Genomic DNA, 14,692 nt, shown 5'->3' with positions numbered 1-14,692 from the left:
CCATGCCGGAGGCGGTGATCGTCGAGGCGGTGCGGACGCCGATCGGCCGGCGCGAGGGTGCGCTGTCCGGCCTCAAGGCCGTGCAGCTGCTGCGGCACGTGCAGGTCGAGGTGCTGCGCCGCTCCGGCATCGCACCCGGCGAGGTGGAGCAGATCATCGGCGGTTGCGTCACGCAGGTCGGCGAGCAGAGCCTCAACGTCACCCGCAACGCGTGGCTCAACAGTGGACTCGACTACGAGGTCGCGGCGAGCACCGTCGACGCCTCCTGCGGCTCGGCGCAGCAGGCCAACCACCTGATCGCGGCGCTCATCACCGCCGGCGCCATCGACGTGGGCATCGCCTGCGGCGTGGAATCGATGAGCCGGGTGCCCGTCGGCACCAACCTCTACCAGGGGCCCGGCCACTACAAGACACCCGACTACCCGTACGACGATCCGCCGAAGGCGCAGTTCGGCGGCGCCGAGCGGATCGCGGCCCGGCAGGGGCTGACCCGCGCGGACGCCGACGCCTACGGGCTGCGCTCGCAGCAGCGCGCGGCGCGGGCCCGCGACGAGGGCCGCTTCGACCGGGAGATCACGCCCGTGCCGCTGCCCGACGGCACGTCGGTCGACGCCGACGAGGGCATCCGCGACACCACCGCCGACGGGCTGGCCGCCCTGCGTCCGGTGCTCCCGGACGGCATCCACACCGCAGGCACCACCTCGCAGATCTCCGACGGCGCCGCGGCGATCCTGTGGATGTCGCGGGAGCGGGCCGACGCGCACGGCCTGCGGCCCCGGGCCCGGCTGGCGCACCAGGTCGTCACCGGCGCCGACCCCTACTACCTGCTCGACGGCCCCACGGTGGCCACCCGCAAGCTGCTCAAGCGCGCCGGCAGGACCCTCGACGACATCGACGTCGTGGAGGTCAACGAGGCGTTCGCCGCGGTCGTGCTGTCCTGGGCCGCGCACCACGACGCCGACCTGGACCGGGTCAACGTCAACGGCGGCGCCATCTCGCTCGGGCACCCGCTGGGCAGCAGCGGCACCCGGCTGCTGGTGACCGCCCTGCACGAGCTGGAACGCGCCGACGGCGAGGCCGCCCTGGTCACCATGTGCTGCGGCGGCTCGCTCGGCACGGCGTCGCTGCTGGTGCGGGAGTAGGCGGCATGGACACCGAGACGCGCACCGCGCCGGCCCGCGACGCCGCGGCCTTCTACGCCGACGCCCGCCACGACCTGACCGGGCCGTTGCACGGCGTACGGGTCCTGGACGTCACGAAGGTCTGGTCCGGCCCGATCGCCAGTTGCGTCCTGGCCGACCTCGGCGCGGACGTCCTGCGCGTGGAGATGCCCGGCAACCGGGAGGGGTTGATGCCCCCGGACATTCCCGGCACCGGCCTGTCCTGGTTCCGGCAGAGCGTGCACCGCAACAAGCGCAGCATCGGGCTCGACCTGCGCCGCCCCGGCGCGGCCGAGGTCTTCCTGCGGCTCGTCGCCACCGCGGACGTGGTGGTGGAGAACTACAAGCCCGGCACGCTGGACGCCTGGGGCGTCGGCTACCAGGCGTGCCGGGCAGTCCGGCCGGACGTGGTCCTGGTCTCCGTCTCCGGCTACGGCCAGTACGGCCCCGACGCGCAGCGACCCGGGTACGACCCGACCACCCAGGCGGCCGCCGGCTGGATGGCGCTCAACGGCGACCCCGACGGCGCTCCGCTGAAGGCGCCCACCTTCCTCGCCGACGACCTCGCCGGGCTGCACGCGGTGATCGGCGCGCTCGCCGCGCTGCGCCACCGCGACCGCACCGGCGAGGGTCAGCACGTCGACGTGAGCATGCTCGACTCGCTGCTGTTCTCCAGCAACGGCTACCTCACCCTCGGCGCGACCGGGGTGCCGCTGCGCCGCTGGGGCGACCAGGCCGACTTCGTGGTGCCGGCCGGCTGCTTCCGGTGCGCCGACGGCCACGTCTACGTGGCGGTCGCCCTGGACCGCTCCTGGCGTCGCCTGGCCGAGGTCGTCGGCCGCCCGGAACTGGCCCGCGCGCCCGGGTACGCGACGAACGAGGAACGCCGCGACAACCGCGCCACGGTCAACGCTGTCCTCGCCGACTGGTGCGCCGGGCGGAGTTGCGCCGAGGTGGTCGACACCCTCGACGCCAACGGGATCACCGCCGAGCGGGTGCGGACCTTCGCCGAGGCCGCGACCGACCCGCAGGTGCACGCCCGGGCCATGGTGCAGGAGACGGTGCTGTCCAACGGCAGCACCGCGCCACTGACCGGGCCGGCGGTCAAGTTCTCCCGGACACCGACCGCCGTCCGCTCCGGCGCCCCCGAGCCCGGCGCGGACACCGACCGGGTTCTCGACGAGGTGGGCGTCGACGCGGCCACGCGGGACCGGCTGCGCGCGCAACGGGCCATCGGATGAGCAGGGGGTGACATGACAACGGCAGGCGACGCGCCGCGCTGCGCGCTGGTGACCGGGGTGTCCCGGGGAATCGGCCGGGCCGTCGCGCTGCGGCTCGCGGCGCAGGGGTACGCGGTGGCGGGCTGCTACAGCGCGCCGAGCGAGGCCGCGGACAAGACCCGGGCGGAGGTCGAGGCGTACGGGGTCGGGTCGTGGTTCGGGCCGTGCGACGTGACCGACCCGAACGCGGTCGACGCGTTCGTCACCGCCGCCGAGCGGCACCTCGGGCCGCTCACCGCGCTGGTCAACAACGCCGGCATCACCCGGGACCGGCCGCTGGTGCTGATGGCCCCGGACGAGTGGCACGACGTGATCGGCACCAACCTCACCGGCACCTGGAACACCTGCCGGACCGTCGCGTTCCGCTTCCTCAAGCGACGCCGCGGCGCCATCGTCAACCTGTCCTCGGTGGCCGGGATCACCGGCAACACCGGGCAGACCAACTACGCCGCCAGCAAGGCCGGCATCATCGGGCTCAGCCTGTCGCTGGCCAAGGAGGTCGCCGGGTACGGCGTACGGGTCAACGTCGTCGCCCCCGGTTTCATCGAGACCGACATGACCGCCGCGCTGCCGGCGAAGCTACGCGAGCAGGCGCTGGGGCAGATCCCGCTGGGCCGCTTCGGCGCGCCCGCCGACGTCGCCGACCTGGTCGAGTTCCTGCTCTCCGACCGCGCCGGCTACGTCACCGGCCAGGTGATCCGGGTGGACGGGGGGATCGTGCTGTGACCGCCGCACCCGCGTTCAGCGCCGCGACCCGCCCCGTCGACACGTACGAGGCCGCGGCGGCGCCTCTGCCGGCCATCGACTGGGTCGAGGTGTCCGCCGGGCCGCGCGGCGGGATCAGCCTGCGCGCCGGCACCACAGTCGACGCCGCCGACGTCTACCTGGCCGGGCACTTCCCCGAGCTGACCGTCTATCCGGGCGTGTTCACCCTGGAGACGATCGGGCAGGCCGTGACGTCGGCCGTCGGCTACTGCGCCGGCCGGCTGCCCCAGCTGCACCGGTTGCGCTCCGCCCGGTTCCTCGCCCCGCTGCTGGCCGGCGACACGCTCACCGTCGAGGCGTCGGTCGGCCCGGTCGGCGACGACCAGTCCTTCGACGTCGCCGCCCGGTGCGTACGCGGCGACGGGGTCCACGCGGCGACGGTGCGCGCCGTCTACCGCTGGCCGAGCGCGGACGGCGGGAACGCCTGATGAGACTCGACCACGGCGAGCTGCGGGCCCTGCTGCCGCACCGGTACCCGATGCTGCTGCTCGACCGGGTCGACAGCGTCGAGCCGGGAGTGCGCCTGGAGGCCGTGAAGGCGGTCACCGGCTGCGAGCCCTGCTATCGGGGGATCGCCGAGGGGCAGGCCCCCGACCGGTACGCCTACCCGGCCTCGCTGCTGATCGAGTCGTTCGGTCAGGGCGCGGCGGTGCTGTGGCTGCTGTCGCGCGGGCCGGGCACGACCGGGCTGCCGATGTTCACCGCGGCCCGGGACTGCGTGCTGCTGCGCCCGGTGTACCCGGGCGACGTGATCCGGCACCGGGTTCGACTGGAACAGGTCGTGCACGGCGCCGCGTTCGCCGCCGGATCCAGCTGGGTGGGGACCGACCAGGTGGCGGAGTTCGGCTCGATGATGGCTGTCGTCCGACCGGCCGACGCCATCGCGGAGCGGAAACGATGAGAGGAAGAGGGAACCCCGATGAGTGAACGCGACAAGCACATGGCGGAGCTGCGGGAGATCGTGGCGGAGGTGCTCGAGTTGGAACCCGAGGAGGTCGCCGACACCGCCGACTTCGTCGAGGAGTACGAGGCGGACTCGTTGCGGGCGATCGAGATCCTGGCCCGGATCGAGAAGAAGTACAAGGTGGAGATCCCGCAGGCCGAGTTGAACGAGATGCGCAGCCTCAAGGCCGTCCACGAGGTGGTGGCGCGACACGCCGGCTGGCAGGACTGACCGTGCACCGCGTGGTCGTCACCGGGCTCGGGCCGGTGTCCGGCATCGGCATCGGGGTGAACGAGTTCACCGCCGGGCTGCGCTCCGGCCGGTCGGCCGCCGCGCCCATCGCGAGCTTCGACGCGAGCGGATTCCCGCACCACTTCGCCGGTGAGGTGCCCGCGTTCCGGCCGGAGGCGCTGCTGCGGCGGCTGCGGGTCGCCGACTGGGGCCGCTCGGCGCTGTTCGCGGCGGCGGCTGCCCGGCTGGCCGCGATGGACGCGGGTCTGTCGCTGCCGGCCACCGACCCGGCGCGCGTCGGCGCGGTCGTCGGCACCACCAGCGGCGAGTCCACGGTGGTGGAGCAGCTGACCGCCGAGCTGGTGGCCGGCGGGTACCCGGCCATGTCCGCCGAGGCGCTGCGGCAGGCGCCGGCCGAGCGGCTGTCCTACGCGGTGAGCGCGGAGCTGGGGCTGGCCGGGGAGTCGGTCACCCTCACCACCGCCTGCTCGGCCAGCAACTACGCCATCGGGTACGCGTACGACCTGTTGTGCTGGGGTGAGGCGGACGTGATGGTGGCCGGCGGCGCCGATTCGGTGTGCCGGTGGGCGCACGCCGGCTTCTACCGGCTCGGCGCGCTGACCGAGCGGGCCTGCCGGCCGTTCGACCGGGACCGCTCCGGCATCCTCACCGGTGAGGGCGGCGCGGCTCTGGTGCTGGAGACCCTGGAGCACGCGCAGGACCGGGGCGCCCGGATCTACGCCGAGGTGCTCGGGTACGGCGTCAACTGCGACGCCCACCACATGGTCGCGCCCAACGAGGAGAGCGTCGCGGCGTGCATGCGGCTGGCCCAGGAGAACGCCGGGGTCAAACCGGAGGACATCGACTACATCAGTACGCACGGCACCGGCACGCCCGCCAACGACCTGTGCGAGGCGCGGGCCATCCGGGCGGTGTTCGGCGACCGGGTACCGCCGGTCAGCTCGATCAAGTCGATGCTCGGCCACACGATGGGCGCGGCGAGCGGGTTCGGCGCGATCGCCACCACGCTGGGCATCCGGCACGGGTTCCTGCCCCCGACCATCAACTGGGCCACCCCCGACCCGGAGCTGTCGTGGATCGACCCGGTGCCGAACACGGCCCGGCCGGCCACGGTGCGGGTCGCGCAGAACAACGGCTTCGCGTTCGGCGGCAACAACGCCATCACGATCTTCGGGGCGATCCGGTGACCGGGCTGGTGACCGGCTGGGGAGTGCTCAGCGCGGCCGGGGACTCGGTCACCGAGCTGCTGGCCGCCGTCCGCGCCGGCACGGTCGTCGGCGTCGACGTGCGCGACCGCTTCGACGAGCCGCTGCCCACCGAGCAGGCGCCGGCGATCGCCGACTTCGACGTACGCCGGCTGCTGGGCCGCAAGGGCACCAGCTTCCTGGACCGGGCGACCGCGCTGGCCATGGTGGCCTGCGGGCGGGCGCTGGCCGACGGGGGGCTCACCCCCGACGACGACAACCGGCACCGCGTCGGCGTGGTGCTGGGCACCACCACCGGCAGCCTGAAGTCGACGATGGACTTCTCCCGCGAGACGCTGGTGCAGGACAAGCCGTACCTGGTCAACCCGGTGTTGTTCCCGAACACGGTGATGAACTGCGCCAGCGGCCAGGCCGCGATCCGCTACGGGCTGCGCGGCGTCAACGCCACAGTGGCCGGCGGCCCGCTCGCCTTCCTGTACGCGCTGCGCTACGCGCTCAACGCCCTGCGCCGGGGGTACGTCGACGCCCTGCTGGTCGGCGGGGTCGAGGAGTACACGCCGAACACGGCGTGGGCGGCGCAGCTGACCGGCGCCGGCCCGGCCGGTGAGGCCGCGGCGGTCTACCTGCTCTGCCGCCCGACGCCCGGCCGCACCGGGGCGCCGCGCGCCCAGGTGCTCGCGGTGGCCACCGGTTTCCAGCCGGAGCCCAGCGTCGACGGGCTCGCCGGCTGCGTACGTCGGGCGCTGGCCACGGCGAAGGTCCGACCGGCCGACGTGTGGGCGATCGCGAGCGGCGATCTCGACGCCGACAGCCTGTCCGAGGTGGTGCCGACGGCCGCGCAGCGGTTGTCGGTGCGTCCGGCGCTCGGTGACTGTCAGTCCGCCACCGGCGCGCTGGCGCTGGGCGTGCTGCTGGGCCGCTACGCCGAGGACCCGGACGCGCGCGGTCGGCCCGCGCTGATCGTCGGGCGGTCCCGCGACGGCGCGGTCGCCGCGGCCGTGGTGCGGGGGTAGGACATGTCCGCCACCATCACCGCCACAGCGGTCCGTACCTGCTTCGGCGACGGCCCGGCCACCGTCGCGGCGCTGCTGCGCGGCGCGTGCGGCGCCGCCGGGCTGCGGCGGTCGGACCCGGCCCGGGTGGGGGTCGGCCACGGCTACCCGATCGACGACGACGCGCCGTTCGGCCCGAGCCGCTGGCTGACCGACTGCGTGGCCGAGGCCGTCGCCGCCGCCGGCCTCGATCCCCGTCGACAGCGGGTGGTCAGTCTCGTCGGCACCGGGCTGCGCGAGTCGGCCGAGGTGGAACGGGCGGCGCTGGCGGGCTCGGTGGACTTCCCCGCCGAGCGGCTGCACTTCGCCGCCGCCGTCGCCAGCGCGGCGCCCGGCGTGCGGCAGGTGGTCACCCTGGCCAACGCGTGCAGCGCCGGCGGTTCCGCCCTCGCCCTGGCACAGGACCTGGTGGAGACCGGCGAGGCGGACGCCGTGCTGGTCGGCGGCACCGACGGCAGCAGCGCCTCCATGCTCGCAATGATCGGCCGGGTGGCCGCCCGCCCGACCAGCCGGGTGCAGCCCTTCGACGCCGACCGGGCCGGTGTGCTGCTCGGCGACGGCGCGGCGGTGCTGGTGGTCGAGCCGGAACGACCCGGCGGGCTGGCCCGGCTGCTCGCCACCGGGCTGTCCTGCGACGCCGGACACGAGACGGCGCCCGACCCGGCGGGCATCCTGCGGGCGGTCCACGACGCTCACCACCGCGCCGCGCGCCGGCCCGACCAGGTCGACCTGGTGCTGGCGCACGGCACCGGCACGACGCTGAACGACGAGACCGAGGCGCGGGTCATCGCCGAGGTGTTCGCCGGTTGCGAGCCCGGCCCCCTGGTCACCGCCCTCAAGGGCGCCGTCGGCCACACGTCGGGAGGATCGGCGCTGCTCAGCGTCGCTGTCGCCGTCGAGATCCTGCGCACCGGCCGGGTGCCGCCGGTGGTCGGGCTGACCCGGCCGGCGTCCGAGGCGGCCGCGCTGCGGCTGGTCCGCGACGCGGCCGTGCGGGCGGACGTCCGGGTGGCTCAGGTGGACGCGTTCGGCTTCGGCGGTCTCAACGCCGTCACCCTCCTGGAGGCGGTGCGATGACCGGCCGCGCCCACGCCGGGCACCTCGCCCCGACGCCGGATCGCAGCGTGCCGCCGCCCGCGTCCCGCCGGCCGGGCCAGGTAACCCGGCCGGGACGGTCCACGGCGGACACGCCGCCCGGGGCCGACCCGGATCGACCGGTGGCCGCCGTTCTCGCGGCGGCACTGCACCTGCCGGGAGCAAGCCTGCGCGGAGTCGACCTGCCGGCGGGTGTCGGCGGGGCGTGGGTCGCCGACGAGGAACCCGCCTGCCCACCCGAGCGGGCCGCCGACCTGCTGGGACGCAAGGGTCTGCTGGCCAAGGAGCCGGCCACCCGGCTCGCCCTCTGCGCCGTGCACCGGGCGCTGGGCCGCGCGCCGAAGGCGCCCCGCCCGAGCGGGCCGGCGGATCCGCGTACCGCCGTGGTGGTCAGCTCCAACCTGGGCAACGTCGCCACCGTCGGCGACATCGCCCGCCGACTGCGCGAGGGCGGCCCGCGCGAGGTCGGCCCGTTGGAGGCGCCGAACGCCTCCAGCAACGTCATCGCCGGCGCGATCGCCATCTGGTTCCGCTTCGGAGGCCCCAACCTCACCGTCTGTTCCGGGGCCACCGCCGGCCTGGACGCGATCTGGCTGGCCGGGCTGCTGCTGCGTACCGGCCGCGCCGACCGGGCCGTCGTGGTCGGCACCGAGCCGGACGACCCGCAGGCCCAGGCCCTGCACGCCGCCCGGGACGGCGCCACCGCCGCCCGCCCGCTGCGCGCCGGGGCGGCCTGCCTGCTGCTCGGCCGGGTCGACGCCGAGCCGCACCCGTTGGCCCTGCTGGGGCCGGTGCGGTCGGGCGTACCCGTCGACGGCACACCACGCGGCCCGCTGGTCGACGCGGCCGCCGTGGCGGGCGACCACTACGGCGCCGCGGGGGTCGTGCACACGGCGCTGGCCGTACGCCTGGTCGGCGCCACCCCGAACGTCACGGTCCGCTGCGGCGACCCCGTCGACGGCATGCGCGAACTCGACGTCCGGGCGGCGCGGCGATGAGCGGCACGCCACCGGCGGTCGCCGTGCACCGGCTCGCCGGCCCGGACACCGGAACGCCGACCGTGCTGCTCGCGCACGGTATGTCCGACGCCTGGCGGAGCTGGCGACCCCTGGCGCAGCGGCTGCCCACCGGTTGGCGGCTGCTCGCGGCCGAGTTGCCGTGGAAAGCCGGCACCGATCACCGCTGGCGGCGTCGGGGCACCCCGGGCGCCTGGCTCGCCGCCGCCGTCCGTGCCATGGCCACGCCCCCCGACGTCGTGGTCGGCCACTCGCTCGGCGCGAACGCGGTGCTGGAGATGCTCGCCACCGAACCGGACGTCGCGCCGCGCGGGGCGATGCTCATCGCGCCGTTCTACTGCCCGCCCGACCTGGCGGTCACCTGGGCGGTGCACGAGCGGGCGCAGGCCAACTTCGTCCAGATCATCGACGAGGGGCTGCGCCACCGTCTCGGCCCCCGGCTGGCCGACCTGGACGCGGAGACCCTGACCGCCATGCGGGACATCATGGTGGACCGGATCGGGCCGGTCGGCTTCACCACGCTGTTCGATCACTTCACCGCGACCGCCGGCCTGCCGCTGCACGCGGTGACCGTGCCGACCATGGTGCTCACCGGTGGCCGGGACCCCGGCCTCGACGGCCCGCGCGTCGGCGCGCTGCGGGCCGAACTTCCCGACGCGCACGTCGTCGTGGAGCCGGACTTTCACCACTTCTGTCATCTCGACCGGGCGGCCGAGGTGGCCCGACACGTCGCGGGCTTCGTCGAGAAGGTCTGCCCCGACCCCGCGATCCGAGGAGGTACGCCGTGACCACGGCGGTTGAGAACGCATCCGTGACACTGTCGGCCCGGCCCGGGTTCGAGGGCGCGAACATCCGCACCTGGATCGGCTTCAAACACTTCGCGTACCTGGTGGAGCAGGGTGTGCTGCAGTGGTTCCGGGAGCGGGGGCACGGGCCCGGCCGGCTCTACCACGAGCACGGGGTGGGGCTGTCGATCCGGGACTGTTCGCTGCTGCTGCCCGCCGTCCTCGACGTCGACGACACCGCGACGGTGGTGGCGAGCACCGCCGCCAACGGTCGGTTCGCGGTGCGGATGGGTGTGCGCCGCGACGCCGACGTGACCGTGTGCCGGGCCCGGGTGCGGGTGGCCCTGGTGCGGGAGGCGGACGTACCGCAGGCGGCGCCGCTGCCGGCGGAGCTGGCCGGCCTGGTCGAGGAGCCGGCCCCCGGCGAGCCGGGCGCCCCCGCCGGCGCGGACCCGGCCGATGAGTTGCGCGCCGCCGGGGCGGGATTCGTCTGGCCGTGGCGGGTGCCCTACTTCTACTGCCAGTACTCGCAGCGGATGCAGCACTCCGGGTACGTCCGGCTGCTGGAGGAGGTGGTGGACCGCTACCTCGCCGACCGGGGTGTGTCGGTGGGCCGGATGCTGCGCGAGCGGGGCTGGATCCCGGTGGTCTCCCGCGCCCGCATCGAGGTGCTCGGCGACGCCCACCTCGACGAGCCCGTGTGGGTCAGCTTCACCGTCACCGACGTGCTCAAGGACGTCACGTACGACGCGCGGATGGACTGCCACGTCGTCCGCGACGGTCGCCTGGTCCGGGTGGCGACGGCCAGCATCCTGCACGGGTACGCGGTCAGCCGCGGCCCGGAGGCGGGCCGGCTCGCCACCCTCGACGGGGACACCGTGGCGGCGTTGACCGGTGGGCGGCGGTGATGGCCACCAAGCAGCCCCGCCTGTACTTCTCCTTCCGCAGCCCGTACAGCTGGCTGGCCGTGGAGCGGCTGACCCGGGCGCTGGGCCGGCCGCAGGAGGTGCTGGAGTTCATCCCCTACTGGGACCCGGACGCGCGGACGCAGGAGGCGCTGACCGCCCGTGGCGGCGCCTTCCACTACGTGCAGATGAGCAAGCCGAAGCACCTGTACCTGCTCCAGGACGCCAAGCGGCAGGCCCAGCGGCTGGGCCTGTCGATGCGCTGGCCGATCGACATCGACCCGTGGTGGGAGGTCCCGCACCTGGGCTGGCTGGCCGCCCGGGAACAGGGCGCGGGGGAGGCGTTCTACCGGGAGGTGATCGCCGCCCGCTGGCAGCGGGGCGAGAACGTGTGCACCCCCGAGGTGATCGCCGAGGTGGCCGAGCGGGCCGGGGTGGACCCGGCGGTGGTGCTCGGCGCGGTGGAGGACGAGACCGTCCGGGCGGCCGGGGCGCAGTGCCTGCTGCGGGCGTACGAGGAGGACATCTTCGGCATCCCCTACCTGCGGCTGGGTCCACACCGGTTCTGGGGCGTGGACCGGGTCGACGACTTCCTCGCCGCGTACGCCGAGCGGACCGGCACGCCGGTCGCGCCCCCCGCGGTGCCGGCGGGCGTGGGCGGGTACGACACCGACACCGGAGGCGGCTGTGGCTGAGCGACGAGACCCGGAACAGGAACGCGCCCACCGCCGCCGGCAGTTGGTCCTCACGCTGCGCGCGTTCGCCCTCGCGGGGTTCGACGAGGGCGCTGGCGGCCACGTCACCGCCCGGGACCCGATCGAGCCGGACACCTTCTGGATCAACCCGTTCGGCCGGCACTTCGCCCATGTGCGCGACGACGACCTGCTGCGCGTCGACCACACCGGCGACGTGGTCGACGGCTCCGGCCGGATCAACCCCGCCGGGTACGCCATCCACTCGGCCATCCACAAGGCCCGCCCGGACGTGGTGGCCGCCGCGCACACCCATTCGATCCACGGTCGGGCGTTCTCGGCGCTCGGCCGGCCGCTCGCGCCGATCACCCAGGACGCGTGCGCCTTCTTCGAGGACCACGAGGTCCACGACGAGTACGGCGGCGTCGTCCTCGACGGCGCGGAGGGTGACCGCATCGCGGCGACGCTGGGCACCGGCAAGGCCGTCGTCCTGCGCAACCACGGACTGCTCACCGTCGGCGGCTCGGTGGCCGAGGCGGCCTGGTGGTTCCTGGCGATGGACCGCTGCTGCCAGGTGCAGCTGCTCGCCCAGGCAGCCGGCGAGCTGGTGGTGATCCCCGCCGACGCGGCTCGGGCCGCGCGGGCGGACATCGGCACCGCGCAGATCGCCCGACTGAACTTCCGGCCGGTCGCGGAGCACGTCCTGGCCGTCAGCCCCGACCTCACGCACGGCACCACGCCCAGACAGGAGTGACGAGTGGCCGAGCTGCTGAAGACCATGGTCCGGGACCGGGCCGGCGACGTCGCGCTGACCGACGAGCGGACCACCCGGACGTGGGCGGAGCTGGACCGGTCGGTGGACCGGTGGATCGGCGTGCTGCGCGGGGCCGGCCTGGACGTCGGTGACCGGGTGGCGTTCGTGCTCGGCAACCGGCACGAGACGTTCGAGGCGCTGCTCGCCTGCGTACACGCGGGTCTGGTGGCGGTGCCCGTCAACTGGCACCTCACCGCGCCGGAGATCGCCCACATCCTGACCGACTGCGGGGCGCGGGCGGTGCTCACCGAGGCGGCGTACGCGCCGACGGTGCGCGACGCGGTGGCGCGTACGCCGGGCGGCCCCGACCGGCTGGTGACTGTCGACGGCGGGGACGGGTTCACGGCGGTGGACGACCTGCCGGCGGGCCCGGGCGTCCCGGCGTTCTCCGGCGGCGTGCTGCTCTACACCTCGGGCACCAGCGGACGCCCCAAGGGAGTGGTCAACCCGCTGCTCAAGGTGGGCGCCCCGATCGACCGGGTGGCCGCCACCACCGAGGCGCTCGGCGGCGGCCTGGGCATTCCGACGCAGGGGCAGGCGCTGCTGGTCGGTCCCTGGTACCACTCGGCGCAGCTGTTCTTCGCCCAGTTTCCGCTGCTGCGCGGCTGTGGGCTGGTGCTGCGCCGCGGGTTCGACCCGGTCGAGGTGCTGCGCGTGATCGACGACGAGAAGATCACCATCAGTCATCTGGTGCCGACCCAGTTCATCCGCCTGCTGCGGGTCGACGCGGGGACCCGGGCGGCGTTCTCCGGCGCCAGCCTCGCCCGGATCTGGCACGGCGGCGGCCCCTGCCCGCCGGAGACCAAGCGGGCGATGATCGAGTGGTGGGGGCCGGTGTTCGTGGAGTACTACGCCGCGACCGAGGCCGGCATCGTCACCCTGGCCGACTCGCACACCTGGCTGGCCCGGCCGGGCACGGTGGGCCGGCCGGCGCCGCCGACCGAGGTGGTGGTGGTCGACGACGAGGGCCGGCCGGTGCCCGCCGGGCAGGAGGGCCGGGTGGCCGTGCGGCGGCCCCCGGGCCGGGGGTTCCACTACCACAACGCTCCGGAGCAGACCGAGCAGGCGCACGTCGCCCCGCACACCTTCACCGTCGGCGACCTGGGCCACCTGGACGACGACGGTTACCTGTTCCTCACCGGCCGCTCGGCGGAGCTGATCGTCACCGGCGGCGTGAACGTCTATCCCGCCGAGGTGGAGGCGGTGCTGTCGACGCACCCGGCCGTGCAGGACAGCGTGGTCATCGGGGTGCCGGACGACGAGTTCGGCGAGCAGGTCCGGGCGGTGGTGCAGCTCGACCCGACGTGGCCGACCCGGGGCGTCGAGCAGGCCCTCGACGCGCACTGCCGGACCAGCCTGGCCGGCTTCAAGGTGCCGCGCTCGTACGAGGTGGTCGACCGGATCCCGCGCGAGCCCACCGGCAAGGTGCCCCGCCGGGCGTTGCGGGACCGCTACCGGCGGGCCACGGTGTCGCCGGGCCTGCTCGCGGACCCGGCGACCTTCCTGACCGGCGTGCCGCACGACGAGTTCGCCCGCCGCCGACGGGAGGCGCCGGTGGCCTGGGTCGAGGAGGTCGAGCTGACCCGCACCGACCAGGACCGGTCGGTGCGGTCCCGGGGGCCGGGTTTCTGGGCCGTCACCCGCCACGCCGCGGTGTCCGCGGTGTCCCGTGACCCGGCGACGTTCTCGTCGGCGGCCGGCGGGGCGTTCCTCGCCGACCCCCGGACCCCGGAGGATCTGCACCGCAACCGGCAGCTTCTGATCAACATGGACGCTCCGGAGCACGCCTGGGTGCGGCGGCTGGTGGCGGGGGCGTTCACACCCCGCGCGGTGGGTCGCCTCGGTGAGCTGGTGACCCAGCATGCCGAGGAGGTCATCGCCCGGGCGGTGGCCGCGCGCGACATCGACGTGGTGGCGGACCTCGCGGCCGAGCTGCCGCTGCTCGTCCTCACCGACCTGCTCGGTGTGCCCCGGGCGGACCGGCGGTTGCTGTTCGACTGGAGCAACAACCTGGTCGGGTTCGACGATCCCCGCTACGGCGGTGGCAGCGTGCAGCGCTACCGGGACACCTTCGCGGCGGCCTTCTCCTACGTCCGGCAGCTGGCGGCCCAGCGACGGGCCGCGCCCACCGACGACCTGCTGAGCCTCCTCGTGCACGCCGAGGCCGATGGCCGGGGCCTGACCGACGCGCAGCTGTGCCAGCTGTGGCTGCTGCTGGTCATCGCCGGCAACGAGACCACCCGGCACCTCATCTCCAACGGGGTGCAGGCGTTGCTGGAAAACCCCGAGCAGCGGGACCGGCTGATCACCGAGCCCGACCTGACCACGAGCGCGGTGGAGGAGCTGCTGCGCTGGGTCACGCCGATCATGCAGTTCCGCCGCACCGCCACCCGCGACACCGTCCTCGACGGAACCCGCATCGCCGCCGGGGACAAGGTCGTCATCTACTACATCTCGGCCAACCGGGACCCGGCCGCGTTCACCGATCCTGACCGGTTGGATCTCGCCCGCGATCCCAACCCGCACCTGGCGTTCGGTATCGGTCCGCACTTCTGCCTGGGCGCGCACCTGGCCCGGCTGGAGATGGCGGCCTTTCTCACCGCGATCCGTCCGCATCTGGGCCGGCTCCGACTGACCGGGCCGGTACGCCGGATGCGGACCAATTTCATGAACGCCGTCACCGCGATGCCCGCGCGCTTCGACGTCGCGCCGGAAGGGGAGTGACCCC

The 14,692-nt window shown here is 74.6% G+C and carries 15 protein-coding genes; all 15 read left to right on the top strand.

Going from position 1 to position 14,692, the window contains the following annotated elements:
* The first annotated feature begins 2 nt into the window (after positions 1-2).
* The 15 genes from ABZT87_RS26315 to ABZT87_RS26245 are packed head-to-tail and all read left to right on the top strand — an operon-like array spanning position 3 to position 14,688.
* Entirely contained in the window at positions 3-1,142 is a 1,140-nt protein-coding gene (locus ABZT87_RS26315; protein ID WP_355138881.1) for a steroid 3-ketoacyl-CoA thiolase, read from the top strand.
* Between the two features lie 5 nt (positions 1,143-1,147).
* Positions 1,148-2,401 carry a CoA transferase gene (locus ABZT87_RS26310; protein ID WP_355138879.1) on the top strand — a complete coding sequence of 418 codons (1,254 nt, stop codon included), beginning with the start codon at positions 1,148-1,150 and terminating at the stop codon, positions 2,399-2,401.
* Positions 2,402-2,413: 12 nt separating this feature from the next.
* Positions 2,414-3,166: a 3-oxoacyl-[acyl-carrier-protein] reductase gene (fabG, locus tag ABZT87_RS26305; RefSeq protein WP_355138877.1), complete on the top strand. Its 753-nt coding sequence runs from the start codon at positions 2,414-2,416 to the stop codon at positions 3,164-3,166.
* Positions 3,163-3,633 carry a hypothetical protein gene (locus ABZT87_RS26300; RefSeq protein ID WP_354855239.1) on the top strand — a complete coding sequence of 157 codons (471 nt, stop codon included), beginning with the start codon at positions 3,163-3,165 and terminating at the stop codon, positions 3,631-3,633. Before fabG ends, ABZT87_RS26300 begins: the two co-directional genes overlap by 4 nt.
* Positions 3,633-4,106 carry a beta-hydroxyacyl-ACP dehydratase gene (locus ABZT87_RS26295; protein ID WP_355138875.1) on the top strand — a complete coding sequence of 158 codons (474 nt, stop codon included), beginning with the start codon at positions 3,633-3,635 and terminating at the stop codon, positions 4,104-4,106. Before ABZT87_RS26300 ends, ABZT87_RS26295 begins: the two co-directional genes overlap by 1 nt.
* An 18-nt stretch (positions 4,107-4,124) precedes the next feature.
* Positions 4,125-4,379 (top strand): acyl carrier protein, encoded by a 255-nt coding sequence (locus ABZT87_RS26290; RefSeq protein WP_355067542.1) that lies wholly within the window; start codon positions 4,125-4,127, stop codon positions 4,377-4,379.
* 2 nt (positions 4,380-4,381) lie between these two features.
* Entirely contained in the window at positions 4,382-5,587 is a 1,206-nt protein-coding gene (locus tag ABZT87_RS26285) for a beta-ketoacyl-[acyl-carrier-protein] synthase family protein (RefSeq protein WP_355138873.1), read from the top strand.
* On the top strand, positions 5,584-6,618 hold the full coding sequence (locus ABZT87_RS26280; RefSeq protein WP_354855243.1) for a beta-ketoacyl synthase N-terminal-like domain-containing protein: 1,035 nt from the start codon (positions 5,584-5,586) through the stop codon (positions 6,616-6,618). The genes ABZT87_RS26285 and ABZT87_RS26280 overlap by 4 nt, the downstream gene beginning before the upstream one ends.
* A gap of 3 nt (positions 6,619-6,621) precedes the next feature.
* A complete protein-coding gene (locus ABZT87_RS26275) occupies positions 6,622-7,734 on the top strand; it encodes a beta-ketoacyl synthase N-terminal-like domain-containing protein (protein WP_355138871.1) in 1,113 nt (370 codons plus the stop codon).
* Positions 7,731-8,750 carry a beta-ketoacyl synthase N-terminal-like domain-containing protein gene (locus ABZT87_RS26270; RefSeq protein ID WP_355067548.1) on the top strand — a complete coding sequence of 340 codons (1,020 nt, stop codon included), beginning with the start codon at positions 7,731-7,733 and terminating at the stop codon, positions 8,748-8,750. Before ABZT87_RS26275 ends, ABZT87_RS26270 begins: the two co-directional genes overlap by 4 nt.
* Complete coding sequence (locus tag ABZT87_RS26265; RefSeq protein WP_355138869.1) at positions 8,747-9,556, top strand: alpha/beta hydrolase; 810 nt, start codon at positions 8,747-8,749, stop codon at positions 9,554-9,556. The genes ABZT87_RS26270 and ABZT87_RS26265 overlap by 4 nt, the downstream gene beginning before the upstream one ends.
* The gene (locus ABZT87_RS26260; RefSeq protein ID WP_354855247.1) at positions 9,553-10,461 is read left to right on the top strand and encodes a thioesterase family protein; all 909 of its coding nucleotides are present in this window, start codon (positions 9,553-9,555) and stop codon (positions 10,459-10,461) included. Before ABZT87_RS26265 ends, ABZT87_RS26260 begins: the two co-directional genes overlap by 4 nt.
* Positions 10,461-11,153, top strand: coding sequence for a DsbA family protein (locus ABZT87_RS26255; protein ID WP_355138867.1), 693 nt, complete (start codon positions 10,461-10,463; stop codon positions 11,151-11,153). The genes ABZT87_RS26260 and ABZT87_RS26255 overlap by 1 nt, the downstream gene beginning before the upstream one ends.
* Positions 11,146-11,904: a class II aldolase/adducin family protein gene (locus ABZT87_RS26250; RefSeq protein ID WP_354855249.1), complete on the top strand. Its 759-nt coding sequence runs from the start codon at positions 11,146-11,148 to the stop codon at positions 11,902-11,904. Before ABZT87_RS26255 ends, ABZT87_RS26250 begins: the two co-directional genes overlap by 8 nt.
* A gap of 3 nt (positions 11,905-11,907) precedes the next feature.
* Positions 11,908-14,688 (top strand): cytochrome P450, encoded by a 2,781-nt coding sequence (locus ABZT87_RS26245; RefSeq protein WP_355138865.1) that lies wholly within the window; start codon positions 11,908-11,910, stop codon positions 14,686-14,688.
* The last annotated feature ends 4 nt before the right edge of the window (positions 14,689-14,692 follow it).

This window comes from Micromonospora sp. NPDC005237, from assembly GCF_040607775.1.
GTDB lineage: Bacteria > Actinomycetota > Actinomycetes > Mycobacteriales > Micromonosporaceae > Micromonospora.
The sequence above is the reverse complement of the archived record's forward strand: the minus strand, read 5'-3'. Positions and strand labels throughout refer to the sequence as shown.